Origin of the sequence: Streptosporangium sp. NPDC087985, assembly GCF_044741965.1 — a bacterium.
Taxonomy (GTDB): domain Bacteria; phylum Actinomycetota; class Actinomycetes; order Streptosporangiales; family Streptosporangiaceae; genus Streptosporangium.
Genome location: NZ_JBIUTQ010000003.1, coordinates 135,847 through 160,667, shown reverse-complemented (window position 1 = coordinate 160,667; position 24,821 = coordinate 135,847). Strand labels below are relative to the sequence as shown.

The 24,821-nt window shown below is 69.9% G+C and carries 27 protein-coding genes and 1 riboswitch; of the genes, 15 read left to right on the top strand and 12 right to left on the bottom strand.

Annotated elements, in window-relative coordinates:
* The first annotated feature begins 117 nt into the window (after window positions 1-117).
* Window positions 118-1,014, top strand: coding sequence for a sucrase ferredoxin (locus tag ACIN94_RS09600; protein ID WP_400703036.1), 897 nt, complete (start codon window positions 118-120; stop codon window positions 1,012-1,014).
* Between the two features lie 103 nt (window positions 1,015-1,117).
* Window positions 1,118-1,432, top strand: coding sequence for a WhiB family transcriptional regulator (locus tag ACIN94_RS09595; protein ID WP_012893126.1), 315 nt, complete (start codon window positions 1,118-1,120; stop codon window positions 1,430-1,432).
* A 323-nt stretch (window positions 1,433-1,755) separates the two neighbouring features.
* Here the strand turns inward: ACIN94_RS09595 and rsgA are convergent, their stop codons facing one another.
* From rsgA to ACIN94_RS09575, 4 genes are all read right to left on the bottom strand, one after another.
* Window positions 1,756-2,865, bottom strand: coding sequence for a ribosome small subunit-dependent GTPase A (rsgA, locus tag ACIN94_RS09590; RefSeq protein ID WP_400702119.1), 1,110 nt, complete (start codon window positions 2,863-2,865; stop codon window positions 1,756-1,758).
* A 394-nt stretch (window positions 2,866-3,259) separates the two neighbouring features.
* On the bottom strand, window positions 3,260-4,516 hold the full coding sequence (gene glyA / locus ACIN94_RS09585) for a serine hydroxymethyltransferase (RefSeq protein WP_400702116.1): 1,257 nt from the start codon (window positions 4,514-4,516) through the stop codon (window positions 3,260-3,262).
* A 33-nt stretch (window positions 4,517-4,549) separates the two neighbouring features.
* Window positions 4,550-4,631, bottom strand: a riboswitch (ZMP/ZTP riboswitch).
* Window positions 4,632-4,639: 8 nt separating this feature from the next.
* On the bottom strand, window positions 4,640-5,605 hold the full coding sequence (locus ACIN94_RS09580; protein ID WP_400702114.1) for a YihY/virulence factor BrkB family protein: 966 nt from the start codon (window positions 5,603-5,605) through the stop codon (window positions 4,640-4,642).
* Window positions 5,606-5,684: 79 nt separating this feature from the next.
* Entirely contained in the window at window positions 5,685-6,083 is a 399-nt protein-coding gene (locus ACIN94_RS09575) for a YccF domain-containing protein (protein ID WP_400702111.1), read from the bottom strand.
* A 183-nt stretch (window positions 6,084-6,266) separates the two neighbouring features.
* Between ACIN94_RS09575 and ACIN94_RS09570 the strand changes: the two genes are divergently transcribed.
* From ACIN94_RS09570 to ACIN94_RS09550, 5 genes are all read left to right on the top strand, one after another.
* Complete coding sequence (locus ACIN94_RS09570) at window positions 6,267-6,350, top strand: putative leader peptide (RefSeq protein WP_350917820.1); 84 nt, start codon at window positions 6,267-6,269, stop codon at window positions 6,348-6,350.
* A gap of 148 nt (window positions 6,351-6,498) precedes the next feature.
* A complete protein-coding gene (locus tag ACIN94_RS09565; RefSeq protein WP_400702108.1) occupies window positions 6,499-8,181 on the top strand; it encodes a nitrite/sulfite reductase in 1,683 nt (560 codons plus the stop codon).
* 34 nt (window positions 8,182-8,215) lie between these two features.
* Window positions 8,216-8,359 carry an Insertion element protein gene (locus ACIN94_RS09560; protein WP_400702105.1) on the top strand — a complete coding sequence of 48 codons (144 nt, stop codon included), beginning with the start codon at window positions 8,216-8,218 and terminating at the stop codon, window positions 8,357-8,359.
* Complete coding sequence (locus ACIN94_RS09555; protein ID WP_400702102.1) at window positions 8,356-9,084, top strand: phosphoadenylyl-sulfate reductase; 729 nt, start codon at window positions 8,356-8,358, stop codon at window positions 9,082-9,084. The genes ACIN94_RS09560 and ACIN94_RS09555 overlap by 4 nt, the downstream gene beginning before the upstream one ends.
* Window positions 9,085-9,145: 61 nt before the next feature.
* A complete protein-coding gene (locus tag ACIN94_RS09550; protein ID WP_400702099.1) occupies window positions 9,146-9,907 on the top strand; it encodes a sirohydrochlorin chelatase in 762 nt (253 codons plus the stop codon).
* A 9-nt stretch (window positions 9,908-9,916) separates the two neighbouring features.
* Here the strand turns inward: ACIN94_RS09550 and ACIN94_RS09545 are convergent, their stop codons facing one another.
* The 3 genes from ACIN94_RS09545 to ACIN94_RS09535 all read right to left on the bottom strand — a co-directional run bounded on the left by ACIN94_RS09545 (window position 9,917) and on the right by ACIN94_RS09535 (window position 11,962).
* The gene (locus ACIN94_RS09545) at window positions 9,917-10,699 is read right to left on the bottom strand and encodes a hypothetical protein (RefSeq protein ID WP_400702096.1); all 783 of its coding nucleotides are present in this window, start codon (window positions 10,697-10,699) and stop codon (window positions 9,917-9,919) included.
* 1 nt (window position 10,700) lies between these two features.
* Window positions 10,701-11,198 (bottom strand): SigE family RNA polymerase sigma factor, encoded by a 498-nt coding sequence (locus ACIN94_RS09540; RefSeq protein ID WP_400702093.1) that lies wholly within the window; start codon window positions 11,196-11,198, stop codon window positions 10,701-10,703.
* Window positions 11,199-11,278: 80 nt separating this feature from the next.
* Complete coding sequence (locus tag ACIN94_RS09535; RefSeq protein ID WP_400702090.1) at window positions 11,279-11,962, bottom strand: DUF1707 domain-containing protein; 684 nt, start codon at window positions 11,960-11,962, stop codon at window positions 11,279-11,281.
* A 113-nt stretch (window positions 11,963-12,075) separates the two neighbouring features.
* Between ACIN94_RS09535 and ACIN94_RS09530 the strand changes: the two genes are divergently transcribed.
* Both ACIN94_RS09530 and ACIN94_RS09525 read left to right on the top strand, forming a co-directional pair.
* Window positions 12,076-13,524 (top strand): ankyrin repeat domain-containing protein, encoded by a 1,449-nt coding sequence (locus ACIN94_RS09530; RefSeq protein WP_400702087.1) that lies wholly within the window; start codon window positions 12,076-12,078, stop codon window positions 13,522-13,524.
* 156 nt (window positions 13,525-13,680) lie between these two features.
* On the top strand, window positions 13,681-15,300 hold the full coding sequence (locus tag ACIN94_RS09525) for an isovaleryl-CoA dehydrogenase (protein ID WP_400702084.1): 1,620 nt from the start codon (window positions 13,681-13,683) through the stop codon (window positions 15,298-15,300).
* Here ACIN94_RS09525 and ACIN94_RS09520 read toward each other — a convergent pair.
* On the bottom strand, window positions 15,293-15,901 hold the full coding sequence (locus ACIN94_RS09520; RefSeq protein WP_400702082.1) for a hypothetical protein: 609 nt from the start codon (window positions 15,899-15,901) through the stop codon (window positions 15,293-15,295). The genes ACIN94_RS09525 and ACIN94_RS09520 overlap by 8 nt on opposite strands.
* Before the next feature lie 203 nt (window positions 15,902-16,104).
* On the opposite strand from ACIN94_RS09520, the gene ACIN94_RS09515 reads away from it, so the two are divergent.
* Window positions 16,105-16,665 carry a hypothetical protein gene (locus ACIN94_RS09515; RefSeq protein ID WP_400702079.1) on the top strand — a complete coding sequence of 187 codons (561 nt, stop codon included), beginning with the start codon at window positions 16,105-16,107 and terminating at the stop codon, window positions 16,663-16,665.
* A 66-nt stretch (window positions 16,666-16,731) separates the two neighbouring features.
* On the opposite strand, the gene ACIN94_RS09510 is transcribed toward ACIN94_RS09515, so the two are convergent.
* Window positions 16,732-17,865 (bottom strand): hypothetical protein, encoded by a 1,134-nt coding sequence (locus ACIN94_RS09510; protein WP_400702076.1) that lies wholly within the window; start codon window positions 17,863-17,865, stop codon window positions 16,732-16,734.
* Window positions 17,862-18,395 (bottom strand): RNA polymerase sigma factor, encoded by a 534-nt coding sequence (locus tag ACIN94_RS09505; protein ID WP_400702073.1) that lies wholly within the window; start codon window positions 18,393-18,395, stop codon window positions 17,862-17,864. The genes ACIN94_RS09510 and ACIN94_RS09505 overlap by 4 nt, the downstream gene beginning before the upstream one ends.
* 230 nt (window positions 18,396-18,625) lie before the next feature.
* Between ACIN94_RS09505 and ACIN94_RS09500 the strand changes: the two genes are divergently transcribed.
* Both ACIN94_RS09500 and glgX read left to right on the top strand, forming a co-directional pair.
* Window positions 18,626-19,054, top strand: coding sequence for an OsmC family protein (locus ACIN94_RS09500; RefSeq protein WP_400702070.1), 429 nt, complete (start codon window positions 18,626-18,628; stop codon window positions 19,052-19,054).
* Window positions 19,055-19,153: 99 nt separating this feature from the next.
* Complete coding sequence (gene glgX, locus ACIN94_RS09495) at window positions 19,154-21,274, top strand: glycogen debranching protein GlgX (RefSeq protein WP_400702067.1); 2,121 nt, start codon at window positions 19,154-19,156, stop codon at window positions 21,272-21,274.
* On the opposite strand, the gene ACIN94_RS09490 is transcribed toward glgX, so the two are convergent.
* Window positions 21,271-21,657 carry a hypothetical protein gene (locus ACIN94_RS09490; protein WP_400703033.1) on the bottom strand — a complete coding sequence of 129 codons (387 nt, stop codon included), beginning with the start codon at window positions 21,655-21,657 and terminating at the stop codon, window positions 21,271-21,273. The two genes, glgX and ACIN94_RS09490, sit on opposite strands and share 4 nt — an antisense overlap.
* A gap of 143 nt (window positions 21,658-21,800) precedes the next feature.
* Here ACIN94_RS09490 and ACIN94_RS09485 point away from each other — a divergent pair, with 143 nt between their 5' ends.
* Together ACIN94_RS09485 and ACIN94_RS09480 are read left to right on the top strand one after the other, a co-directional pair.
* On the top strand, window positions 21,801-22,520 hold the full coding sequence (locus ACIN94_RS09485) for a pyrimidine reductase family protein (RefSeq protein WP_400702064.1): 720 nt from the start codon (window positions 21,801-21,803) through the stop codon (window positions 22,518-22,520).
* Window positions 22,521-22,595: 75 nt separating this feature from the next.
* Window positions 22,596-22,949 (top strand): hypothetical protein, encoded by a 354-nt coding sequence (locus ACIN94_RS09480; RefSeq protein ID WP_400702061.1) that lies wholly within the window; start codon window positions 22,596-22,598, stop codon window positions 22,947-22,949.
* A gap of 33 nt (window positions 22,950-22,982) precedes the next feature.
* Here ACIN94_RS09480 and ligD read toward each other — a convergent pair whose 3' ends face one another.
* Window positions 22,983-23,990 (bottom strand): non-homologous end-joining DNA ligase, encoded by a 1,008-nt coding sequence (gene ligD, locus ACIN94_RS09475; RefSeq protein ID WP_400702058.1) that lies wholly within the window; start codon window positions 23,988-23,990, stop codon window positions 22,983-22,985.
* A gap of 341 nt (window positions 23,991-24,331) precedes the next feature.
* Between ligD and msrB the strand changes: the two genes are divergently transcribed.
* Window positions 24,332-24,733 carry a peptide-methionine (R)-S-oxide reductase MsrB gene (msrB, locus tag ACIN94_RS09470; RefSeq protein WP_400702055.1) on the top strand — a complete coding sequence of 134 codons (402 nt, stop codon included), beginning with the start codon at window positions 24,332-24,334 and terminating at the stop codon, window positions 24,731-24,733.
* The last annotated feature ends 88 nt before the right edge of the window (window positions 24,734-24,821 follow it).

The window sequence follows — 24,821 nt, the reverse complement described above, 5'->3', positions numbered from 1 at the left end:
CCTCAGGCACCCCCGGCGTCACACCCTCGGAATTGTTAGGTTAGTCTTACCTAAGTTTCGACGGGAGGGGTGGATGTGACCGGGAGGAGTGTTCCGGACAAGGCCGACAAGGGGTGTATGCACCCCCGGGGATGCCACACGGGCACTCTGCCGGTTCTCGCCAGCGCGACGGTGGGAGCCCGATTCTGGCTGCTCATTGAGCATTCCGGCCCCTGGGCCTCCCATCTGGAGGACTGCCACCTTCCCGAGGACGTGCACATTCTTATCAAACGGGCCATGAGCCTCGGCATCCGGCCCCAGCTCATCCGTCGCCCCGGGCGGCGGAACCGCCAGGGGACCGGCATTCACGTCATGGTCGCCGACTCCACGGCCGCCGAACCGTGGCTCGCCGAGGGCGTCATCGCAGGTCCGGACGATCTTGACATGGATGCTTTGGTGGCCGGAGTGGTCCCGGAGTCCTGCATACTTGTGAGTGAGCCGGTTTTTCTGGTCTGCACGCATGCCAAGCGCAACGCGTGCTGCGCCCGCATTGGACTACCACTCGCTCGTACTCTGGCGGAAATATTGCCAGACAGAGTATGGGAAACATCACATGTCGGCGGCGATCGATACGCCGCCAACCTCGTGTGCTTGCCACACGGGCTTTACTACGGCAGCATGTCTCAGGCTGCTGCGATCGCGGCAGCCGACGCGTACCGGTCCGGCGAGGTCATCCTCGACCGTTTCCGGGGACGCGCAGGCATCCCTGAGCCATTGCAAGCCGTCGAGCATTTCGTCCGCTCCCACACGGGCGAACTCTCGGTCGGCGGAGTGGCCGTGGAATCCTCCAGGTCGGACGGCGACACCACCGAGGCGTTCGTGCGCGGTAGTGACGCTCGTTTTCGGGTAGTGGTTGAGCCCATGACGCTAACAACGCCATGCGGTACGGCTTGCGCCGACACGATCACTACCTATCGGCTGGTTGCGCTGGACAGGCTCACACCTGTGCGGTACGCCACGTCCGCCCTCACCTGACCTGAGGGAACATCACGGCTAATCCGGGCGTTGGAATCAGGGACGCCATAAACGTCCAATGCGGCACTAAACCGAAATACCCTCACTAAAAGGTGGTTTTCTCATGTCTCAGGTACGTCGGCAGACCGCCCGTCCTCGGCCCAGCTGGGGATGGCAGGATGACGCCGCGTGCCGGGGCGAGGACCTCGTGCTCTTCTTCGGTCCCGACGGCGAGCGTCAGCCTGAGCGTGACATTCGCGAGCGTAAGGCCAAGGCCATCTGCGCCCAGTGCCCCGTACGCGCCGAATGCCTTGACTATGCGCTGTCCCGTCCGGAGAAGTACGGCACCTGGGGCGGTCTGAACGAGGACGAGCGCGCCTCCGAGCGTCGCCGTCGCATGCGCCGCGCCGCCAGCGCCGGCATCAGCGCCGTCGCCTGAGCAGTACCTCCACCCGGCTTCCCCCGCGTGTGATCTCGCTGCTTCCCCTGCGAGATCACACGTTGCTGTGTGCGGTCAGGGGTGTTCCGCAGGCTGAGCACCCCTGAAAATCCCCCGGCGGGAAGACCACCACCGAGCGCCACCCGCACCCGCGGCCGGCTCCCCGGACGACTGCTTACAGAGCCTCTATCACTGTAAACCATCATCGACCACCCGCAGACGGTCCGCCTTGCGACGGAAGCTCCGGCCCGGCGGCCCGCTCGCGGACGGAACCGGGCCGGAGGCATCTCCTCACCGATCAACCGGAGGTCACACCCCGGGGGTCACGGACGGTGGGTACGACCGGATCTCCGCATTTCCTGCTGGATGCTCTTCCATCTGTTCCGCAGTTCCCTGCGGAGCCGCGCATCGCTTCTGGAGGCCATCCAGGCGGCCTCACGCTGGAGCCTGTTCCAGCTGTCCAGCCGCCGCTCGGGCAGCGTGCCGTCCTCGATCGCGGCGATCACAGCGCAGCCGGGCTCGCCGCGATGCCCGCAGTCGGCGAACCGGCACTGCTCGGCGAGGTCCTCGATGTCGGAGAAGACCTGGTCCACGCCCTTGCCCATGTCGTACAGGCCGATGCGGCGGATGCCGGGAGTGTCGATGACGAGGCCACCGCCCCTGAGCCGGATCAGCTCACGGTGCACCGTGGTGTGACGTCCCCGGCCGTCGCCGGCCCTGACCTGCTGGGTCTCCATCACCGCTTCCCCCGCGAGGGCGTTGACCAGCGTGGACTTGCCCGCGCCCGAAGCACCGAGCACCACGGCGGTGCGCGTCCCCTCCAGATAGCCGCGCACGATCTCGACCCCCTCGCCGGTGACGGAGCAGACCGCGTGCACGTCCACCCCGGGCGCCGCCGTGGCGACCTCCCCCATCAGGAAGTCGAGGCCGTCACCGATGAGGTCGGACTTGGTGACGAGCACCACCGGCAGACCTCCGCTCTCCCAGGCCAGCGCGAGCAGCCGCTCGATCCGGCCCAGGTCGGCGGTGTCGGTGGCGTGCAGGGCGGGTTCGGCGACGAACACAACATCGACGTTTGCCGCGAGCACCTGCCCCTGGGAGTCGCCGGACAGGCCGCCCCGGGAGACCCTGCCGACGCCGCCGCGCACGAACGCGGTGCGGCGGGGCAGGACCGCCTCCAGTTCGAAGCGGCCCTCGGGCAGCCTCCGGAGCGCGGCCCAATCCCCCACGCAGGGCAGGGCGACGGGATCGGCGGCGGCGGCCCGCCGGAGGTGGGCGCCGTAGTGGACCTGTGAGTGACCGTCGGCGGACAGCACCTCGGCGGCGCCGCGGTCGACACGGGCCACCCTGGCGGGGGTCAGACCGGCGGGGAGCTCGGCGGCGAGGGAGTCGTTCCAGCCGAGCGAGGAGAGAACGGAAGAACCAGGGATCACTGGCGAAGACAACGTGGGTACACCCTTTGCGAAGGCCGGGAGCCCCTGCGTGAAACGGGTTAGGCGGGCACCCGGAGGTTGATGGATGGCAGGCTCAACAGAACAACCCGCATAGTCCTCACCTCCAGAGCTCGTGGCCACGTGCCTTACGGCACGGCAAGATGGCAGAAGGGTAACGCAGACCCCCCTTTTCCGCGCAAGCCCATTAACGGCGCGCGGGCCACATTCGCAGACATCTCGCCGTGGTTGCCGCCGGACTCAACGGCCGCCCACGCAGAACGCTCGGCCGGGATACCCCGGCCGAGCGCCTCGCCAAGCTCCTGGCAACAGCCGATTGACCACCTGTGTCGCGACGGCCCCTTGAAACCGCCGCCCGGGGCCGTACCGGGTCAGGTCACAGACCCGGAGCCGGGAAGTGCGAGGTCAGCTCCCTGACCTCACCGTGGACCCGGGTGATGACGTGCTTGGCCTCGTCCTCGTCCTTGGCCAGGGCGGTGACGACCTGGTCGATCCAGGCGCCGATCTGGCGCATCTCGGTCACGCCCATGCCCCGGCTGGTCACGCCGGCGGTGCCGATGCGGATGCCCGACGGGTCGAACGGCTTGCGCGTGTCGAAGGGCACGGTGTTGTAGTTGGTCTCCAGGCCGGCCTTGTCCAGCGCCTGGGCGGCGGGCTTGCCACCGATGCCCTTCGGGCTCAGGTCGAACAGGATGAGGTGGTTGTCGGTGCCACCGGAGACCAGGTCGAAGCCGCGGCCCTTGAGCTCCTCGGCCAGCGCCTGGGCGTTCAGGACGACCTGGCGGGCGTAGTCCTTGAAGTCGTCGGTCTCCGCCTCCTTCAGCGCCACCGCGATGGCCGCGGTGGTGTGGTTGTGCGGACCGCCCTGCAGACCCGGGAAGACGGCCTTGTTGAGCGCGGTGGCGTGCTCGTCGGAGGTGGCCATGAGCATCGCGCCACGGGGACCGCGCAGGGTCTTGTGGGTGGTGGTGGAGATGACGTCCGCGTGGCCGACCGGCGACGGGTGGGCGCCCCCGGCCACCAGGCCGGCGATGTGCGCGATGTCGGCGGCGAGCACCGCGCCGACCTCACGGGCGATCTCGGCGAAGGCCGGGAAGTCGATCGTGCGAGGGATCGCGGTACCGCCACAGAAGATCAGCTTGGGCCGTTCGCGGAGGGCGATCTCGCGGACCTCGTCCATGTCGACGCGGCCGGTGTCCTGGCGCACGCCGTAGCGGACCGGGTTGAACCACTTGCCGGTGACCGAGACCGACCAGCCGTGGGTGAGGTGGCCGCCGAACGGCAGGCCCATCCCCATCACGGTGTCGCCCGGCTGCAGGAAGGCCAGGTAGATGGCCAGGTTGGCGGGCGAGCCCGAGTAGGGCTGGACGTTGGCGTGGTTCACGCCGAACAGGGACTTGGCCCGCTCGATGGCGAGGGTCTCGATCTGGTCGATGACCTGCTGGCCCTCGTAGTAACGCCTGCCCGGATAGCCCTCGGAGTATTTGTTGGTGAGAACGGTGCCGGTGGCCTCGAGGACGGCCTTGGAGACATAGTTCTCCGAAGCGATCAGCTTGACGGTGTCGGCCTGACGGCGCTCCTCCGCCTTGATGAGCTCGGCGATCTGCGGATCGACGCTCGATAGAGAACTCATGGCGCCTTCACTCCCCTGTGATCTTTGACAACGTGCGAAGACCCAGGCGCACGGCCTCCGCGATTACGCTCCCCGGTGGGCTCTCCCACCCAATGCGCCAGTCGCGCCTTAGACGATAGCGGACTAGCCGGCACGGCTGACGCGGCCGGCGCCGTCCACCGGCCAGAGCCGGTCCACCTCCGCGTTGAGCGTCGCGCCGATAAGCACGGCCAGGGCGGTGATGTAGAGCCACAGAAGCACCGCGATCGGGGCGGCGAGCGAGCCGTAGATGGAGACCGGGGAGAACCAGGCGGCGAGCACCGCGCGCAGCACCGCGGCGCAGGCGATCCAGATGATGAGCGCGAGCACTGCCCCGGGCAGCTCGCGCCACCAGCGCGTCCGCACCGGCACGCTCACGTGGTAGAGCAGGCTGAGGAAGAACACCGAGCCGATGATGACCACCGGCCAGTAGAGGCTGTTGACCAGGCCGGCGTAGTCGGGGGGCAGGGCACCGCGCAGCGCCACAGGGCCGAGGACGAGGACCGGCATGACGAGCAGCCCGACCATCAGGCCGGCGAGATAGAGGCCGAAGGACATCAGGCGGGTGCGGATGATGCCGCGTTCCTCGCCGAGCCCGTAGGCGACCGAGATCAGGTCCACGTAGACGAACAGCGCCCGCGAGCCCGACCAGAGCGCCAGCAGGAAACCCAGGGAGATCAGCGAGACCTGGTTCTCGGGTTTCAGCACGTCGTCGACGAGCGGCGTGACGACGGTGTTGACGGCGTTGTCGGTGAACAGCAGGTGAGCCTGGACGTCGATCCAGGCTCTGACGTTCTGCACCGTCTCCGGACCGAAGACCCTGGTGAGCTGGCCGATCACGCCGATCAGGCCGAGCATGAACGGGGGCAGCGACAGCAGCGCGAAGAAGGCCGCCTCGCCGGCCAGGCCGGTGACACGATAGGTGACGCCCGCGTTCGTGGTGGCGCTGGCCAGTGCCCAGGTGCCCGTCCCGCGCACCCAGGAGAGCCCGGCACGCAGCCTGGCCCTGGGCCCGCGCGGGGAGCGCTTGTCGGGCCCGGGCCGGTGGGCCGGAGCATCGGTGGACGTCATGGCACACAACGGTATTTCCTAGAGGGGCTTGATCACGAGTCCGTCCGGCAACGATCGAATCTCGTGTCCACCACCCACGCTACCTGCGATAAAACGCCCCAAGGTCATCCGCGTCGACGATCCGGGCGCCCAACGGCAGCAGTGACACCGGGATCATCTTGATGTTCGCGATCCCCAGGGGGATGCCGATGATCGACAGAAAGAGCGGGATCGAGGTCAGCAGGTGCCCGATGGCCAGCCAGATCCCGGCCACGACGCACCAGATCACGTTTCCCAGGGTGGACAGGCAGCCCGCGTCGGGATCGCGCACCACGGTCCGCCCGAAGGGCCACAGCGCGTAGGCCGCTATCCGGAACGACGCGATGCCGAACGGGATCGTGATGATCAGGACGCAGCAGATGACACCCGCGATGGCATAGCCGAGGGCCAGCCAGATTCCCGCGAACACCAGCCAGATGACATTCAACAGAGTTCGCATGTTCTGAGCATGTCAGGAGGGATTGGATTGGTTCTACCGGGTGTGCCCCTGAGAAATCCCTGATTCGAGCGGCGCCGGAGGCATCAGGGGGACGGCGGCCGGGCGCCAAGGTTGCACCAGGAGAGAGTCCAGAGTGTGGACCGGATATTGGACATCTCGGGCGACCAAGGTATCGTCAGGGACATGCCAGCGGACCCATTGCTCGTCGTGCGACGCCACGTCGACCTCCTGCGTGTCCGCAGTGCCATCTGTTGTGACGTCCGTTGACCGTCGCCCTCCGCTGATTTCACCCAGCTCGGGCGCGCGACAGGCGTCCTCTCCTTGCGAGTGAGCGGCTCCCCGGCCTCGATGACGAGCCGGCGGGTTCCACCTGCGCGTGTCCGGAAATCACTCCACCGATCCGAAGGACGCGCTCATGACGACCCCGGCCAAGCCGGCCAACCGCCACCACAAGCGCCCGCGCGGCGAAGGTCAGTGGGCCCTCGGCTACCGCGAGCCACTGAACAAGAACGAGGAGAACAAGAAGGCCGATGACGGGCTCAACGTCCGTCAGCGGATCATCGACGTCTACTCCAAGGGCGGCTTCGACTCCATCGACCCAGCCGACCTGCGGGGCCGGATGCGCTGGTACGGGCTCTACACCCAGCGCAAGCCCGGGATCGACGGCGGCAAGACCGCGATCCTGGAGCCGGAGGAGCTCGACGACCGCTACTTCATGCTCCGCGTCCGGATCGACGGCGGGCGGCTCAACCTGGAGCAGCTGCGCACCATCGCCGACATCTCCAACCTCTACGGCCGGGGCACCGCGGACGTCACCGACCGGCAGAACATCCAGCTCCACTGGATCGAGATCGAGGCCGTCCCCGACATCTGGAAGCGGCTGGAGGCGGTGGGCCTGTCCACCACCGAGGCCTGTGGCGACACCCCGCGCGTCATCCTGGGCTGTCCGCTGGCCGGGATCGACACCGAGGAGATCCTCGACTCCAGCGCGCTGATCCGCGAGATCTACGACACCTACATCGGCGACCCGGCGTTCTCGAACCTGCCGCGCAAGTTCAAGGGCGCGGTGAGCGGCTGCCCGGCGCACTGCACGGTGCACGAGATCAACGACGTGGCGTTCGTGGGCGTGGTCAACGAGCGGGGCGAGAAGGGCTTCGACCTGTGGGTGGGCGGCGGCCTGTCGACCAACCCGATGCTGGCCAAGCGGCTGGGCGTCTTCCTCACCCCCGAGCAGGTCGCCCCGGCCTACGGCGGCGTGATCGGCATCTTCCGTGACTACGGCTATCGCCGCCTGCGGCACCGGGCCCGGCTCAAGTTCCTGGTCAACGACTGGGGGCCCGAAAAGTTCAGGGAGATTCTCGAAACGGAGTACCTCGGCTACGCCCTGCCCGACGGCCCCGCGCCCGAGCAGCCGCGCGGCGGGCGCAGGGACCACGTGGGGGTCTTCCAGCAGAAGGACGGCAACTTCTACGTCGGCTTCGCCCCCAAGGTCGGCCGCCTCGACGGCGACAAGCTGCATCTCATCGCCGACATCGCCGAGCGGCACGGCTCGGACCGGGTACACACCACGGTCGAGCAGAAGATGGTCATCCTCGATGTGGCGCCCGACCAGGTGGACAGCATCGTCGCCGAACTGGAGGCCAACGACCTGCGGGTCAACCCCTCCACCTTCCGCCGCCAGACCATGGCCTGCACCGGCATCGAGTTCTGCAAGCTGGCGATCGTCGAGACCAAGGCCACCGCGGCCAACCTGATCGACGAGCTGGAGCAGCGCCTTCCGGACTTCAAGGAGCCGCTGACCATCAACGTCAACGGCTGCCCGAACTCCTGCGCGCGCATCCAGGTCGCCGACATCGGCCTCAAGGGCCAGCTCGTCGTCAACGACAGCGGCGAGCAGGTCGAGGGCTTCCAGATCCACCTGGGCGGCTCCCTCGGCGTCAATCCGGGCTTCGGGCGCAAGGTCCGCGGCCTGAAGGCCACCGCCGAGGAGCTTCCCGACTACGTGGAGCGCGTCGTCAGGAACTTCGAGAAGCAGAAGAACGAGGGCGAGACCTTCTCGGCCTGGGTCCAGCGCGCCGACGAGGCGGATCTCAAGTGAGCCGCCCGGCGGCCCGCGAGCAGAGGAGGTGCCGATGAGCGAACGGGCGGTCCCCTTCCACTGCCCCTACTGCGGTGACGAGGACCTCGAACCCTACGAGGGCGACGGCGGCTGGTACTGCCGCTCGTGCGTCCGCGCCTTCAAGCTGAAGTTTCTCGGAATCGGGGTGCGCTCATGAGCCTGGTGGACATAGAGATCGGGCTGCGCCAGCAGCGCAACGGGTTCGACCTGCAGGACATCGTGGAGTCGGCCGCGCGGTTCCTGGAGGACGCCTCCGCCCTGGAGATCATCCGTTGGGCGGCGGCCACCTTCGGCGACCGGCTCTGCCTGACCTCCTCGATGAGTGACGCCCTGCTGATCGACCTGGTCAGCAGGGTCAAACCGGGGATCGACGTGCTGTTCATCGACACCGGCTACCACTTCGCGGAGACGGTCGGCACCCGTGACGCCGTGCGGCAGGTCTACGACGTCAACGTGATCGACGTGACGCCGTCCCGGACGGTGGCCGAGCAGGAGCGCGACCTCGGTCCGCGCCTGTTCGGGCGCAACCCGGACCTCTGCTGCTACCTGCGCAAGGTCGAGCCGCTCAACCGGGCACTGGAGCCGTACCTCGCCTGGGTCTCCGGCATCCGGCGCGACGAGGCCGTCACCCGTTCCGACGTCCAGGTCGTGGAGTGGGACGCCAAGCGCCAGATGGTCAAGATCAATCCGATCGCCCGGTGGACGCAGGACGAGGTCGACAACTACATGGCCGACAACGGCGTGCTGATCAACCCGTTGCACTACGACGACTACCCCTCGATCGGCTGCGCCCCCTGCACCCGGCAGGTCGCCCCGGGCGAGGACCCGCGCAGCGGTCGCTGGGCCGGCATGGCCAAGACGGAGTGCGGGCTCCATCTATGACCTCCTCTTCACGGCTGAGGCCCCGGGCCGGAGCCCGGGGCGGTCATGCCGGAGGCAGCCGGTGACGTGGCGGGCGCGTGCCACCGCGGCCACGATCCCGCTGGTCGCGGTGGCGCACGGGTCCCGTGACCCGCGCGCCGCCGCGACCGTGGAGGACCTTCTCGACCTGGTCCGGCGGGCACGCCCGGAGCTCCCGGTGCGCGCCGCCTATCTCGACCACGCCGCTCCGACGCTCACCGGGGCGCTGGCGGAGCTGGCCGAGGCGGCGGTCGTACCGCTGCTGCTCACCGAGGCCTACCACAGCCGGGTGGACATTCCCGGCGCGCTGGCCGCGCTGGCGGCTCGCCGGCCGCTGCTGCGCGTGCACCTGGGGACCACCCTGGGCCCACACCCCCTGCTGGTCACCGCCCTGGAGCGGCGGCTGGCCGAGGCCGGGGTGCGGGCCGGGGACCCCCGCACCGCCGTGGTGCTGGTCTCGGCCGGCTCCAGCGACCGGCGGGCCAACGCGACGGTCTCGGGGATCGCCGCGGACTGGGCCGGGCGGCGTGGCTGGTGGTCGGTGACCGCCGCCTACGCCTCGGCCGCCGAGCCCACCCCCGCTCAGGCGATCCGGCGGCTCCTTTCTGCCGGGGCCCCGCGCGTGGTGGTGGCCCCCTACCTGCTGGCCCCGGGCCACTTCGCCGACCGGATCCGCCGCGACGCCCTGGCCGCGGGCGCCGAGGCCGTCGCCGGCGTGCTCGGCGCCGCCCCCGAGCTCGCGGCCGTGCTGCTCGAACGCTACGAGCAGGCCGTACGGCGGGACAGGACCTCCGCGACCGCCTGACGGCGTGCGTCAGCCCCCCGCCTTACGGTCCTTCTTCTCGCACCGGACCACAACCATCTGGCCGGTGGCCGGATCCACCTGGCGGACGTTGTCCTGGCAGGGCTGGTAGATCAGCTTCCGCACCATGATCGACCACGTGACGGGGAACTCGTCCGCCTCGGCGAGCTGTCGCTCCCAGCCGTCGAAGAGGCCGTCCATCCCGGAGGCCAGGTCCTCGGCTCCTTTCTCTTTGGTGTCCAGCTCTCCCGGCAGCACGGCCGCGGACACGACACGCTCCGTGGCGGTCTTACCGGACTTGTCCTGCCACCACCCCATGAAGATGACCCCGTCAGGACCGTCCCCGCAGAGATGCTTCTGCGGGGCGCCCCCGTCGATCCAGATGATCACCCGCCGTAGTGGCCCGGAGCAGAAGATCTGCACCATGGTCGGAACATTGCCGGTCCTGACCCGAAGCTCCTTGCGCACCCCTCCCACGGTGTAGGCGCGGTTCGCGATCTCACCGCCGACGACCGGCTCTCCCACCGGCCGTGAAACAGTCGGTACGGCGGGGGACGGCTGGGCCATGACTCCGGTCCAGACGTCGTCGGGGACAGTCCCGGCACTGCCCGTGGGCAGGGTGAACGCCGCCGCGACGGCGAGTCCCACCGCGGCCACCCCGCCCAGGAACCGGGCGCGGCGGCGCCTGATCCTCCGGGCACGCCGGTCGACGTCGGCGACGGTCACGCCCCTGTGCAGACCGTCGGCGCCCTCCCGCTCCAGGATCTCGCGCAGCTCGGATTCGGTGATCGTCATCTCAGCTCCCCGTGGTGATCGCGGCGACCGCCGCGGGATCGACGCGCAGCTTGGCCAGCGCCCGGCTGGCCTGACTGCGGACGGTCGTCACCGAGCAGCCGAGAACCTCGGCGATCTGCGGGTCGGGCAGGTCCGCGAAGTACCGCAGGACGATCACGGCCCGCTGCCTGTCGGGCAGGACTGCCAGAGCCTGCCGGACCGCCTCGCGTGCCCCGACCGCACCCATCTGGTCGTCTCCCGCCACGTCGGGCAGGACGCCGGTCGGCACCTCTCCCCGCCATCTACGCCGCCACCAGGAGGCGTGGGTGTTGGCCAGGATGCGGTAGACGTAGGGGTCGGGGTTGTCGCCCACCCGCCGCCAGGCGAACCACGCCTTGGCCAACGCCGTCTGCAGGAGATCCTCCGCTGTGCCCCAGTCTCGGCACAGCAGGTAGGCGGTCTGCAGCAGACGGGCCGAGCGCTGCTCCACGTAGCGCTCGAAGTCGACCCGGTCTCGCATTCGGAGTCCTCACTGTTCGGTGTCCGTCACCGATCACTACGCTCCGGCTCCCCCGAGACGTTGCACGCGTCCGGGATCTCTCAGGGGGACGGCGGCAGGGGAGGCCTCGGCTCGTCCCTGAGCTCACCGCGCAGCTCACGCCACTGGTCGCGCCAGGCTGCCCATGCCTTCTTGACGGGTCTGGCCTTGGAGTCGCCGATCACCTTGACGTCGCCCATGAGCACGTAGGCCTTGACCCGGATGAGGGGCACGTTCATGCCGGGAGGGGCCTCCAGGACCTGGACCCGCTTGTCCCCCATGATCGCGATGCCTTCGAGGTCGACGTCCACGCCGTCCGGAACGATGATCTTCACGTCGCCCATGACCGCGGTGGCCACGATGTCCACCACACCGGTGCGGACCTCGGCCTCCCGCAGGTCGAGCACGACATCACCCATGACGGCGACCGCCCCGAGCCCCTGGTCGATCCGCCACTTGCCCCGGCGCTTGGAGTCGCCCATCACGGCCACGAACCAGCGTCGCGCGGCGCTCTGCGGCACCGCGACCGGAGCCGGCGCGTGGGCGGGCGTGTGAGTCTGCCCGACCGGCGGCAGGTCCGAGGTGATGACGGCCAGTTCGGCCTGGGTGACGGCGGTGTAGGCCGCCTCCGTACGTTCGGTCAGTTCGCCGAGGGTCAGGCGTCCCTCGACGGAGGCGACGCGCAACTGCTCGACCGCAGCCTCCCGCTCGGCGTCGGACGCCCGTATTGCGTCGGGTTCGCTCATGACTCACAACATATCGCGAGTGATCTCCGCAGTGGATCCTTCGAAGGGAGGAACCTGCGGACCTCACGCCGGGGGCGGCCTCCGGTCGCCGGGGCCGCCTATGATCCGGAGACATGTATGAAGAACTTCTGGACGCGGTGGCCGGGAACGACGCCGAGCGGGTCGATCACCTGCTCCAGAGCGGGACGAGCGCCGACCCGGACGGCGCCGGGGAGACGACGGCCCTGTACCGGGCCTCGACGGACGGCCGGGTGGCGATCGTGCGGGCGCTGCTCGCGGCGGGGGCCGACCCCAACCGGAGCAGCGGCGGGGAGGACGAGGGCCTGCCCCTGTCCGGGGCCGCGGCCTGGAACCACGCCGAGGTCGTGGAGGCGCTGCTGGCCGCCGGGGCCGAGCCCTCGAGACGGGAGAGCGGTGGGTGGACCGCCCTGCTCTGGGCCGCCGCCAACGGGCAGGCCGACGCGCTCAAGGTGCTCCTGGACGCCGGGGCCGATGCCGAGGAGACCAACGAGAGCGGCGAGACCGCGCTCACCCTGGCCACCCGGCGCGGGGCGCTGGGCGCCGTACGCGCGCTGCTGGAGGCCGGAGCCGACGCCACCCGGTCGGACGACGAGGGCGACACGCCGCTGGCCATCGCCTACGACTGGCTGGGCACGCAGCTGGAGAGCGCGCTGCTGGACCAGCTCACCGAGCAGGTCCCCGAGGACTCCCAGTTCGTCGTGGGCCGCAGCCGCGCCGCGGACGGCACCGACCTGGTGACCGTCGCGGCCGTGGGGCCGGACGGCACACGCACGGCCGAGCTGCAGTGCCAGCGAGGCCACGCGGCCATCGCGACCCTGCTGGAGGACGCCTCCTCGCCGGGGCTGCCCTTCGACGAGCTGGTCGAGCGGGCGCTGCCGTACCGGGACGTCGACGAGGAGGCCGAGACCTGGTGGACCGTGGCCAGCTCGCTGAGCCGGCGGGGAAACGAGGAGACCTTCGAGTCCGCGGCGCGGCTCTGCGTCAGTGAGGACCCGCGCAAGCGGGAGTTCGCCGTCGACGTGCTCGCGGAGTTCGGCTTCGTCGAGGACGAGAAGCCCTTCCTCGACCGGACACTGCCGATCCTGCGGCGGATGAGCGCCACCGAGGGTGACGAGCGGGTGCTGCGCTCGCTGCTCGGCGCGTTCGGCCATCACGGCGACCCGCGGTCCCTGCCCGAGGTGCTGGAGATCATCACCGCTGACGGCTGGGTCCGCACCCAGGCCGACCCTGCCGCGCTGGCCGCCGTCCTGCCCCCGGGTCACGCCGAGGGGCTCGCGCTGCTCATCTCGATGACGGAGGACCCCGACGAGGAGGTCCGCGACTGGGCGACCATGGGCCTGGCGGGACTGCGGGAGGACACCGAGCAGATCCGCGACGCGCTGGCCGCGCGGCTCGACGACGAGGACCTGACCACGGTGGCCGAGGCCACACGGGGGCTGGCCGCGCGGGGCGACGAGCGCGCAGGGCGGGGCGTCGCCCGCGTGCTCGCCGAGAGCGACGAGGACGACGACTACGTCCGCGATCTCGTCGGCGGCAACTGAACATCCGGGACGGGTGGGACGGGCGGGTCTCCCGCCCGCCCCGTCCGGCGGACGCGGATCGCCCGGGGCCCACCCGGACTCGCGGTGATCATGGAGAGGTGCTGAGATGGGAACAGCACCCGGCGACGGGGCCGGGCGAGTTCATCGGAGGCCGCCGTGACCCATGATGTCTTCAACCAGGCTCCCCCGCTCACCGGTCACGACGTGTCCGCCGACGACGCGCTCCTGGCCGGGATGGCGCGCGAGAACGCCGGCTGGGCCACCGGTGAGCTGCACCGGCTCGGCCGGCTCGCCGGTTCCGCGCAGGCGCTGGAATGGGGACGGCTGGCCAACGAGCATCCCCCGGTCCTGCGCACCCACGACCGGTACGGCCGGCGGATCGACGAGGTCGAGTTCCACCCCGCCTGGCACGAGCTGATGACCGTGGCGGTGGAGAACGGCCTGCACGCCACCCCGTGGGCCAGCGCCCGGCCGGGCGCGCATGTGGCCCGCGCGGCCAAGTTCTACGTCTGGAGTCAGGTCGAGGCGGGTCACGGCTGTCCGATCTCCATGACCTACGCCTCGGTCGCCGCGCTGCGCCACAGCTCCGTGCTCGCCGCCGAGTGGGAGCCCGCACTGGCCTCCCGCAGCTACGACTTCGGGCTGCGTCCGCCGCTGGGCAAGCGCGGGGTGCTCGCCGGGATGGGGATGACCGAGAAGCAGGGCGGCTCCGACGTCCGCGCCACCACCACCCGCGCGGAACCCCTGAGTGACGGCAGCTACGCCCTGACCGGGCACAAGTGGTTCAACTCCGCCCCGATGTGCGATGTCTTCCTGGTCCTGGCCCAGGCCCCCGGCGGCCTGTCGTGCTTCCTGCTCCCCCGGGTCCTGCCCGACGGCACCCGCAACGCCATGCGGCTGATGCGGCTGAAGGACAAGCTGGGCAACAGGTCCAACGCCAGCGCCGAGGTGGAGTACCACGGCGCGGTCGCCTGGCTGGTGGGCGAGGAGGGCCGGGGGCTGCGGACCATCCTGGAGATGGTCAACATGACCCGGCTGGACTGCGTGATCGGCTCGGCGGCCGGCATGCGGTACGGCGTGACGCAGGCCGTCCACCACGCCACGCACCGGAGCGCGTTCGGCAGGAAGCTGATCGACCAGCCACTGATGCGCAACGTGCTGGCCGACCTCGCCCTGGAGTCGGAGGCCGCGACCACGCTGATGACCCGGCTCGCCGGAGCCACCGACCGCACCATAGCCGGGGACCGGGCCGAGAGCGCGCTGCGCCGTACCGCGCTGGCCGTGGGCAAATACTGGGTGTGCAAGCGCGGCCCGGTCCACGCGGCCGAGGCTCTGGAGTGCCTGGGGGGCAACGGCTACGTCGAGGAGTCACAGATGCCCCGGCTGTTCCGCGAGTCGCCGCTCAACGGCATCTGGGAGGGCTCGGGGAGCGTGGCGGCACTGGACGTGCTACGTGCCCTGGGGCGCGAGCCGGAGGCGCTGGAGGCCTTCTTCGCCGAGGTCTCGCTCGCCGCCGGAGCCGACCGGAACCTCGACGACGCCGCCGACCGCCTGCGCAAGTCCCTCGGCGACTTGACGGACGTCGAGGCCCGCGCCCGTCGCATCGCCGAGGACATGGCCCTGGTCCTGCAGGCCTCCCTGCTCGTACGGCTGGCGCCGCCGGCCGTCGCCGACGCCTTCTGCGCCTCCCGGCTGGCGGGTGAGGCGGGGCGCGCCTTCGGCACCCTCCCCCCGCGCCTGGATCTGGACGCCCTCGTCGAGCGGGCCGTCATCTGACCCACCCCTGACGCCTCTGGTGGTAGGCCGCCACGGCCGCGGCGGCCTGGCCGTCGTCGGCCAGCAACCGGGTGAGACGGTCGAACCTGCGGCTCGCGCAGAGCGCGTAGGTCTCGGCCCACCACTCGGACGGGCAGTCCCGGTAGCGGTCCAGGGCGAGCAGGGGACGGCAGAACCTCATGATCCACCGCCACTCCGGGGTCTCGTCCATCTCGTCCAGATCGCACAGCGCGTGTCCGATCATGTGATGGACCAGCGCGCCCGACGAGTGCGCTCCCCCGATGATGATGACCGTCCGTCCCAGGTAGACCCCGGCGGACTCCGCCGCCACCCGGGCGTCGCAGGAGTCATCCGGCTCCGGCGGCTCGGCGAATATGTCCGGACCCAGCCAGATCCCGTCGAGGTCCTCGGCCAGCCGGGTCGCGAGATGGACCGGGAGTCCGGCCAGCTCGTCCACCACGTCCACCAGCTCCCGCCGCGGCCTCCCGGACCAGTGCCGGTGCATCACCCGCTCCAGCACCCCGCAGTCACGGGTGCCGTCCCGCGGCAGCGGCTCGCGATGGCCCACGTGGCCCGACTGGTTCGAAGGGGGAGTCCTCATCCGGAGCGCTCCGTTCTGCCGGGAAGTGTTTCCGGTGGTAAACGTCCACTGAAGGGCTGTTCATTACAGGATGACGTACGGATATTCGGTGTGGAAAGAATGCGCTCCTTCGCCGTTGCGCCCTCATTCACCGGTCTACCCTCGGCCCTCGACAGCCGATCGGATCTCGCCGCCGCCACCGATCACCCTGAAAAGGACTAATCATGAGAATCAGCCTCAAGGAACCGGGTGCGGCCTGCGCCGTCCTTCTCTCGGGCACACTTGCCGCGCTGCCCGGTCCGGTCCCGGCCCATGCCTCCGGCCCGGAGGCGTCGTCCCTGTGCGAGATCGACACCGCCCGAGCCGTCGCGGCGCAGCTCGAAGAGGCTCCGGACGGCCGGTTCGTCCCACCGAACGTGGTCGTCTACGACGGCGGCGCGGAGGTGATCACCTTCCGGCCACCCTCCTGCGGCGCCGCCCGCCGGGGAACGGAGCGTGACTGCGACGAGGACGGCATCCCCGACAACGCGGTGTGCCTCTACGACCGCAGGGCCTTCGAGGGATCCCGCCAGGCCATCAAGGTGACGGGGACGAGAAAGCTAAATGGGGCAATTACCATCATGTCCATTAAAAATGACCGCCCTTTCGCTTTCTTCGTCAAAAAAACCCCGGCCGAAAACGGAACCTGTTTCTCCCCGGGGGAGGGCTACGGCAACACGAGCTACATCGGCGAGCGGCGCTGGGTGAACGCCCATCCCAGCCTGCGTGAATGCGGCGATCTCTAGCATCCGCCGGGCACCGGACGCGGGAGCGGTCGGCCGCCCCCCGCGTCCTCGGTCACGGTCCGCCGGTCACGACGTCTCCCCGTCGCCTCTCACCCAGGTGCTCCCGGCGTAGGTCCGATACTCCTCCACCGCTGGAGCGGGACCCCCGGAACCGCCCGTTGCCGTGACCCTGATGAGCTCGGTCGCGAGCAGGCCTCCGGTCGCCGAGCTGACGACGAACACCCCCAGCAGCGGCCCGTCCTCGAATCCGAACGCCTGCCCCGGCCTTCCCGCCCGGTCCCTGATCCGCCCGAGCGATCTCAGATCGTCCTGACCCGCGAAGACCCGCCACAGCGCCGCCGCCAGCGCCGGCTCGACCACGTCGTAGGAGTACAGGTTCTCCATCGCCCGGACGAGACGGCGCGTCCGCGTCATCGTGGTCTGCGGCTCGGCCTCGAGGAGCTGCCCGCGTAGCCGCGGCCAGGACCTCGACAGCGCGGCCGCCCTCGGTCCCAGATCCGTCGCCCAGCCGATGTCCTGGGCCGGTCCGGGGACCGAGGGCAGGGCACGGGGCGAGATCCCCGCCCAGCCGCCACCCCCGAACGGCCTGCCCGGCGTCCTCACCGCGCGGTAGGTCCCCTTCCCGCTCACCGGCGCCCACCGCCTGACCACCCACGGCGTGATCTTCGAAGTCGTGCTGTCCGGCCCCACGGTGGTGGCGAGCAGCCACTCCTCGGTCCTGACATAGCTCCACGGCCCGGCCTCGGGGCGCGGCCGGGCCTCCGCGAGCGCGGCCAGTTCCAGCAGCCGGGCCGAGGCCGGCGGGAAGGACGCCATCGGGTGTGGCGACGACTCCCTCAGGGGTTCGGTGGCCGAGATGTGCGTGATCCTCGCCAGGTCCTCCGGGATCTCCGGGCCGACCCGGCCGGGGACGCGGGGCTCCGGCGAGGCGCCGGTGGACGCCGGGGCCTGCCGGGACTCCGGCGGTATCCGGAAGGGGATCACCATCGCCACGGCGACCCCGAGAGCGGTGACGGCGAGGGCAGGCCCCCTTGCCCGCAGCCCCCTGCCCCGCGCCTTCCGGGAGGCGCCCTCGCGCAGGATCCGCCCGAGGAGTTCCTCCCCGTCGCCGGGGCCGAGGCTCCCTGTCACCTCGTGCGGGGGGATCGGATTGTGCCGGACCATCAGCTCGCGGATCTCGTCGTGGCCTTCCGGGGTCACCTCTCTCCCTCCCCCGGCTCCAGGCGCATCCCGCGCAGGAACTCCCCCAGCCGCAGGCGGGCCCGGCACAGCCGTACGCGGACCGCGTTGGGGGTCAGGCCGAGGATCTCGCCGATCTCCTCGATCGCGAGGTCCTCCCAGTAGTGCAGGCGGAGGATCTCGCCGTCCTTGGGGCGCAGCCGCGCCATGGCTGTTTCCATCGCGGTCCGGATCTCCTCCTCGTCGCGGGGGCCACCCCCCGGCAGGTCGGGCGGCAGTTGCCTCAGCAGCCCGGCCAGCCGCTGCCTACGGCGCTCACCGCGGGTCACGTTCCGCACATGTCCCCAGGCCACGCGGTACAGCCAGGCGACGACGGCGCGGTCGTCCCCCCGGGGGAGCCGATGCCTCTTCCGCCAGGCCGTATGGAAGGTGCAGGAAGCGATGTCATCGGCCACCGCGCGGTCCACACGGCGTGCCGCGTACGCCCACACGGGGCCGTAGAAGGTGCGGAACATCCAGTCGAACCACTTCTCCTCGTCGTCCTCCGACACGGCCGCCCCTTCCCAACATGCCGTCACCGTTCCTATGTCCAGCGCCAAGGGTTCGATTACAGATCTCACACAGAAGGAAACGGAAAGTCACGCACCGTCCTGCCGCCGGGCGAGGGACGCGGCGCGGGCGAGAGCGGCCGGGCGGCGACGAGCGCTTTGGTCACGATCACCGTGACCTCGGCGAGTAGGGTCGTCGGTGGCCAATGTTTCGTGATTGAAAGGACATCGCCATGGCGACGACACGTACCGCGACAACCCAGTGGAAGGGCGCGCTGCTCGACGGTTCGGGCACCGTCTCGCTCGACTCCTCCGGAGTGGGCACGTTCGACATCTCCTGGCCCTCCCGGGCCGAGCAGGCGAACGGCAAGACCTCGCCGGAGGAGCTCATCGCGGCCGCGCACTCCTCCTGTTTCTCGATGGCCCTGTCCCACGGGCTGGCGCAGGCGGGCACCCCGCCGCAGACGGTGGAGACCAGGGCGGAGGTGACCTTCCAGCCGGGTGAGGGCATCACCGGGATCGTCCTGTCGGTCCGCGCCCAGGTCGCGGGCCTGTCCGCAGAGGAGTTCCAGAAGGCCGCCGAGACGGCCAAGGCGAACTGCCCGGTGAGCAAGGCCCTGGCGGGCACGACGATCAGCCTCAACGCCGAACTGCTGAGCTGATCGCCCCCTTTGACCGCGCACGCCCCCGGCGGAGCATGCGCGGTCAAAGGACGGCATCGCCCTGCACACGAGGGCCCAATCGGAGGAGAATAGGGCCATATGCGCGAAATCTGGCCTGGAGAGTCGTATCCACTCGGTGGCACCTGGGATGGCGTGGGCACCAACTTTTCGGTGTTCTCCGAGGTGGCCGAGCGGGTCGAGCTATGCCTTTTCGGAGACGACGGCCGCGAGGAACGGGTCGACCTGCCCGAGGTGGACGGGTTCGTCTGGCACGGTCACTTCCCGGGGATCACGCCGGGGCAACGGTACGGCTACCGCGTCCACGGTCCCTACGAACCCTCCCGCGGGCACAGGTGCAATCCCTCCAAACTGCTCCTGGACCCCTATGCCAAGGCCGTCGAGGGCGGCGTGGCCTGGAACGCGTCCCTGTTCTCCTATCCGTTCGCCGATCCGGCCGGCCGCAACGACGAGGACAGTGCCCCCTTCATGCCGAAGAACGTGGTGGTCAACCCGTTCTTCGACTGGGGAGACGACCGGCTCCCCCGCACGCCGTACCACCAGACCGTCATCTACGAGGCACACGTGCGCGGGCTCACCATGCGCCATCCGGCGGTGCCCAAGGAGCAGCGGGGCAGCTACGCGGCGCTGGGCCATCCGGCGGTCATCGAACACCTGCTGAGCATGGGCGTCACCGCGGTCGAGCTGATGCCGGTGCACCAGTTCGTGCCCGAGCACGCGATGGTCGCCCGGGGGCTGACGAACTACTGGGGCTACAACACGATCGCCTACCTGGCCCCGCACAACGCCTACTCCAGCTCGGGGCAGCGCGGCGAGCAGGTGCTGGAGTTCAAGGCGATGGTGCGGACGCTGCACGAGGCCGGGATCGAGGTCATCCTCGACGTGGTCTACAACCACACGGCCGAGGGTGACCACATGGGACCCACGATGGGCTTCCGGGGCATCGACAACACGGCCTACTACCGGCTGCACGACGGAGACCGGCGCTACTACCTCGACTACACCGGCTGCGGCAACTCCCTCAACGTCCGCTCCCCGCACGCGCTGCAGCTCATCATGGACTCGCTGCGCTACTGGGTCCTGGAGATGCACGTGGACGGCTTCCGGTTCGACCTGGCCGCCGCCCTCGCCCGCGAGCTGCACGACGTGGACCGGCTGAGCGCCTTCTTCGACCTGATCCAGCAGGACCCGGTGATCTCCCAGGTGAAGCTGATCGCCGAGCCGTGGGACGTCGGTCCCGGCGGCTACCAGGTCGGCAACTTCCCGCCCCTGTGGACGGAGTGGAACGGCAAGTACCGCGACAGCGTGCGCGACTTCTGGCGCGGGAGCGGGTCCGCGATGCCCGAGTTCGCCTCCCGGCTGACCGGGTCCGCCGATCTCTACGCCACCTCCGGCCGCCGCCCGGTGGCCTCCATCAACTTCGTCACCTGCCACGACGGATTCACGCTGACCGATCTGGTCTCCTACAACCGCAAGCACAACGAGGCCAACGAGGAGAACAACCGCGACGGCACCGACGACAACCGGTCGTGGAACTGCGGAACCGAGGGGCCCACGGAGGATCCGGAGATCACCCGCCTGCGCCGCCGCCAGCGCCGCAACTACCTGGCCACCCTGTTCGTCTCCCAGGGCGTGCCGATGATGCTGGCGGGCGACGAGTTCGGCCGGACCCAGGGCGGCAACAACAACGCCTACTGCCAGGACAACGAGATCTCCTGGGTCGACTGGTCACTGGTCACGGACGAGAAGGACCTGCTGGACTTCGTCAGGAGCCTGTCGGAGCTACGGCGCGGGCACCCCGTCTTCCAGCGGCGCAGGTTCTTCCACGGCCGCAGGGCCGAGAACGGCACCCGCGACATCGTCTGGCTCACCCCGGCCGGTGAGGAGATGTCGGCCGCCGACTGGCACACCGGCTACGCCAAGTCGCTGACCGTCTTCCTGAACGGCGACGCCATCACCGAGCCGGGCCCGCGCGGCGAGCGGATCCTGGACGACTCGTTCCTGCTGCTGATCAACGGTCATCACGAGGACATGGATTTCACCGTCCCCGGAGCGAAGTACGGAGCGGAGTGGCGGACCGTGCTGGACACCGCCGACGACGGGCCGGGGAACGGGCGGCTCTCGGAGGAGCTCCGGCCGCCGGAGTCCGTGGTCACGGTGACCTCGCGCTCCCTGCGGATCCTGCGCTGCCCCAGAGCCTAGAGTCCGGTCGCGACCGCGGCGGTGAGCAGCACCAGGACGAACGTGGTCACCCCGGCCACGCCGTGCAGCGCGACGGCGAGCACGGGGAAGCGCTGTTCGGTGCCGCGCGCGTGCCGGCCCCCGCCCAGCCAGCGGGTGAACATGGCGAAGCCCAGCAGCGCGGAGGTCGCCAGCACCCCGAACGACACCCACGCCAGGGCCCGCTCGGAGGTGAGCACGTAGACGATCCAGCAGCCCAGCGCCGAGACCGCCAGGACTGGATGGGCGAAGACCAGCACGGCGGGGAAGCGAGTGACCTTTGTCCTCTGCTGGCGCAGCCCCCCACCGGAGAGCCACAGATACAGCAGATAGATCCCGGCCATCGCAGTGATCAACCATGTCACGATCGCGACCAACCCCACAAACCCTCCTAGATCTCCCAGAACGAATCATGTAACGACAGTCAACCTAAGTCGCCAGAAGTATCGAATCCGTTATCGACCGCGGTGGGGACATCCGTCCTCCGCCGCTGTGCCAAGGTAGGAGGATGCGCCTCATCCATCCCGGCTCCTCCGGCGACGTCGACCTCGCCCAGGCCTACGCCTACCCGGACGGCCCGTGTGTCCGGCTCAACATGGTGGCCAGCGCCGACGGCGGGGCCTGGCTGGAAGGGCTGTCCGGCGGACTGTCGGGCAAGGGCGACCGGCGGGTCTTCGGGGTGCTGCGCGGGCTGGCCGACGTGGTCGTGGCGGGAGCGGAGACCGTACGGGCCGAAGGGTACGGCCCCGCCCGGCCGAGGGAGTCGTGGCGCCCGCTGCGCGAGGGCCGCCCGGCCGCCCCGCCGGTGGCCGTGGTGACCCGGCGGCTCGACCTGGACCTGGCGAGCCCGCTGTTCACCGAGGCCGAGCCGGACGCGCGGACGATCGTGATCACCTGTGACGCCGCCCCCAGGGAGCGGCGTGAGGAGGCCGCCAGGCATGCCGAGGTGATCGTGGCCGGCCACGAGCGGGTGGACCTGACATCGGCGGTCGAGGAACTGGGCAGGCGCGGCCTGGGCCGGGTGCTGTGCGAGGGCGGCCCGAACCTCAACGCCCAGCTCGCCGCGGCCGGCCTGATCGACGAGCTCTGCCTCACGCTGAGCCCGACGCTGATCGGCGGGGACGCCGCGCGGGTCCTGAACGGGCCGGCCTCGCTCACCCGGCTCCGGCTGGCGCACGTTCTGGAAGAGGAGGGTTTCCTCTTCACCCGATACGTTCGGCTCCGGTGAACTCACCTGGCCGGATAGGCGGGATAGAAGGTCATTCGTGTAGACATAAGAACCAAGAAACGATATATCTCGACCATGGCCAGATCATCCTCCTCCGACGACGAACTCAGAGCCGCCGTGGCGGCCCGCCGTGACCTCGGCCCCGAGTACGAAGACTCCCTGGTGGAGGGCTTCCTGGACAAGATGGACCAGGAGATCGACCGGCGGGTGGACGACCGGATCGCCGCCCGCTCCCGTAAGGAGGCCCCCGCGGTCCGCCCGGCCGTGGAGGCCGGTCAGCGCCTGGCGCTGGCGATCGTCTCCGTCGTGCTCGGCGTGGTCAGCACGGTGGCCCTCGCCTTCGCGGACACGCACGCGTTCGTGATCCCGCTCGTCTGGGCCGGCATCATCAGTGTGAACGTGGCCTTCACTCTCGGCCGGCGCCGGTAACCCCGACCCCTCCCGCCAGGGCGATCGAGCCGGTCACCTCCCGGATTCGCCCCGCGCCTTGCTGGGCTGCACCCGCTTTGGCTCGCCCGGCATCTTGGGGTAGTTCGGCGGATAGGGCATGTCCTGGTGGCCGTCGCGCTCGAACCACTCCAGAAGCGGCTCGATCGAGTAGGCCCGCTCGTCGATCGCCGCGTGCACGTCGCCCAGCTTGACGAACCGGGCCGGGACCGTCCGGATGTCGAAGTCGCGTGGGTCGGCGTCCGCCAGCTCCTCCCAGGTGAGCGGGGTCGAGACCGGGGCCTGCGGCCTGGCCCGCACCGAGTAGGCGGCGGCCACGGTCCGGTCACGGGCGTTCTGGTTGTAGTCGATGAAGACCCGCTCCCCGCGCTCCTCCTTCCACCACGCGACGGTGGCCAGGTCGGGCGCGCGGCGCTCCACCTCCCGGGCGAGGGCGATCGCGCCGTAACGCACCTGGGTGAAGTCCCAGCGCGGTTCGATCCGCACGCTGATGTGGATGCCCCGGCTGCCGGAGGTCTTGGGGAAGCCGGTCATGCCGAGCTCCCGGAGGATCTCGCCGGCCGCGAAGGCCACCCGGCGCGCCTCCTCGAAGCCGGTGCCGGGCTGCGGATCGATGTCGATGCGCAGCTCGTCGGGATGGTCCACATCGGAGGCGCGGACCGGCCAGGGGTGGAAGTCGATGGTTCCCAGGTTCGCGCAGTAGGCGAGGGCGGCGACCTCGGTCACCCGGAGGGCGTCGGCGGTGCGTCCGCTGGGAAAGCGGACCGTGACCGTCTCAAGCCACTCGGGATGCCTGGGAGGCATGCGCTTCTGGTAGATGCCCTCGGACTCGACGCCGTCGGGATGACGTCTGAGGTAGGTGGGCCGGTCGTACAGGGCGCGCAACGCCCCCTCGCCCACGCTCACGTAGTACTCGACCAGCTCGCGCTTGGTCACCCCGATCTCCGGAAAGTAGACCTTGTCGGGATTGGTGACCTTGACAACCCTGTCCCCGACCGCGAGTTCGATGTACGGCGACGCCATGAATCGAACCGTACTCCAGGGGCGAGTCCGTCCCGGAGCCGCCACGGCGGCGGGACCGGGCTCTCAACGGGACGGACCGCATGACCACCCGTCTCGCTCTCCGGTTCGGGCGCTGGCGCGCCACCCGGCCGGCGGCCTTCAACCGTCCAGTTGATCCCCGGACGGCCCGACGAGTGATCTCACCCTTAACCAGGAAGGCAGAAACCCTCCTCACTTATAAAGACGCTAAACCGGACATAATGGATGCTTCGCCCATAAGGTTTTTTTCGGACACCCGCCCCGGCCTCCGGCCGTGACCCCACCCTCACGGAGGGCACCCCGCGACCGCATAGGCTGAGGGGATGGACAAGGTGGTCAAGAGCGACGCCGAGTGGCGCGTCCAGCTCTCTCCCGAGGAGTTTCACGTTCTCCGCCAGGCGGGCACCGAGCGCCCCTTCACCGGAGAGTACGTCGGCACCACGACCGAAGGCGTCTACAGCTGCCGGGCCTGCGGCACCGAACTGTTCCGGTCGGACACCAAGTTCGACAGCCACTGCGGCTGGCCGAGCTTCTACGAGCCGTCGAAGTCTGAGGCGGTGACCCTGATCGAGGACCGCTCGCTCGGCATGACCCGTGTCGAGGTCCGCTGTGCGACCTGCGACTCGCACCTGGGCCACGTCTTCCACGGCGAGGGCTACGGCACGCCCACGGACGACCGCTACTGCATCAACTCCGTGTCGCTCCGGCTGGAGCCCACCGACTGATCATCGGCCCGGCCCGGGGCCCCTCGGCCCCGGGCGGCACGGACGACGCGGGATCGGCCCCCTCCCCGCCCGCAACGCACGACACTCA

What these genes read in the sequence shown, in the direction of transcription:
- ACIN94_RS09600 (WP_400703036.1), top strand. Translation starts at nt 118, where the DNA reads ATGCACCCCCGGGGATGCCACACGGGCACTCTGCCGGTTCTCGCCAGC.
- ACIN94_RS09520 (WP_400702082.1), bottom strand. Translation starts at nt 15,901, where the DNA reads ATGAGGACTCCCCCTTCGAACCAGTCGGGCCACGTGGGCCATCGCGAG.
- ACIN94_RS09560 (WP_400702105.1), top strand. Translation starts at nt 8,216, where the DNA reads ATGAGCGAACGGGCGGTCCCCTTCCACTGCCCCTACTGCGGTGACGAG.
- ACIN94_RS09595 (WP_012893126.1), top strand. Translation starts at nt 1,118, where the DNA reads ATGTCTCAGGTACGTCGGCAGACCGCCCGTCCTCGGCCCAGCTGGGGA.
- ACIN94_RS09530 (WP_400702087.1), top strand. Translation starts at nt 12,076, where the DNA reads ATGTATGAAGAACTTCTGGACGCGGTGGCCGGGAACGACGCCGAGCGG.
- ligD (WP_400702058.1), bottom strand. Translation starts at nt 23,990, where the DNA reads ATGGCGTCGCCGTACATCGAACTCGCGGTCGGGGACAGGGTTGTCAAG.
- glyA (WP_400702116.1), bottom strand. Translation starts at nt 4,516, where the DNA reads ATGAGTTCTCTATCGAGCGTCGATCCGCAGATCGCCGAGCTCATCAAG.
- msrB (WP_400702055.1), top strand. Translation starts at nt 24,332, where the DNA reads ATGGACAAGGTGGTCAAGAGCGACGCCGAGTGGCGCGTCCAGCTCTCT.
- ACIN94_RS09555 (WP_400702102.1), top strand. Translation starts at nt 8,356, where the DNA reads ATGAGCCTGGTGGACATAGAGATCGGGCTGCGCCAGCAGCGCAACGGG.
- ACIN94_RS09515 (WP_400702079.1), top strand. Translation starts at nt 16,105, where the DNA reads ATGAGAATCAGCCTCAAGGAACCGGGTGCGGCCTGCGCCGTCCTTCTC.
- ACIN94_RS09540 (WP_400702093.1), bottom strand. Translation starts at nt 11,198, where the DNA reads ATGCGAGACCGGGTCGACTTCGAGCGCTACGTGGAGCAGCGCTCGGCC.
- ACIN94_RS09575 (WP_400702111.1), bottom strand. Translation starts at nt 6,083, where the DNA reads ATGCGAACTCTGTTGAATGTCATCTGGCTGGTGTTCGCGGGAATCTGG.
- ACIN94_RS09480 (WP_400702061.1), top strand. Translation starts at nt 22,596, where the DNA reads ATGGCCAGATCATCCTCCTCCGACGACGAACTCAGAGCCGCCGTGGCG.
- ACIN94_RS09565 (WP_400702108.1), top strand. Translation starts at nt 6,499, where the DNA reads ATGACGACCCCGGCCAAGCCGGCCAACCGCCACCACAAGCGCCCGCGC.
- ACIN94_RS09580 (WP_400702114.1), bottom strand. Translation starts at nt 5,605, where the DNA reads ATGACGTCCACCGATGCTCCGGCCCACCGGCCCGGGCCCGACAAGCGC.
- ACIN94_RS09535 (WP_400702090.1), bottom strand. Translation starts at nt 11,962, where the DNA reads ATGAGCGAACCCGACGCAATACGGGCGTCCGACGCCGAGCGGGAGGCT.
- ACIN94_RS09545 (WP_400702096.1), bottom strand. Translation starts at nt 10,699, where the DNA reads ATGACGATCACCGAATCCGAGCTGCGCGAGATCCTGGAGCGGGAGGGC.
- ACIN94_RS09570 (WP_350917820.1), top strand. Translation starts at nt 6,267, where the DNA reads ATGCCAGCGGACCCATTGCTCGTCGTGCGACGCCACGTCGACCTCCTG.
- ACIN94_RS09485 (WP_400702064.1), top strand. Translation starts at nt 21,801, where the DNA reads ATGCGCCTCATCCATCCCGGCTCCTCCGGCGACGTCGACCTCGCCCAG.
- glgX (WP_400702067.1), top strand. Translation starts at nt 19,154, where the DNA reads ATGCGCGAAATCTGGCCTGGAGAGTCGTATCCACTCGGTGGCACCTGG.
- ACIN94_RS09500 (WP_400702070.1), top strand. Translation starts at nt 18,626, where the DNA reads ATGGCGACGACACGTACCGCGACAACCCAGTGGAAGGGCGCGCTGCTC.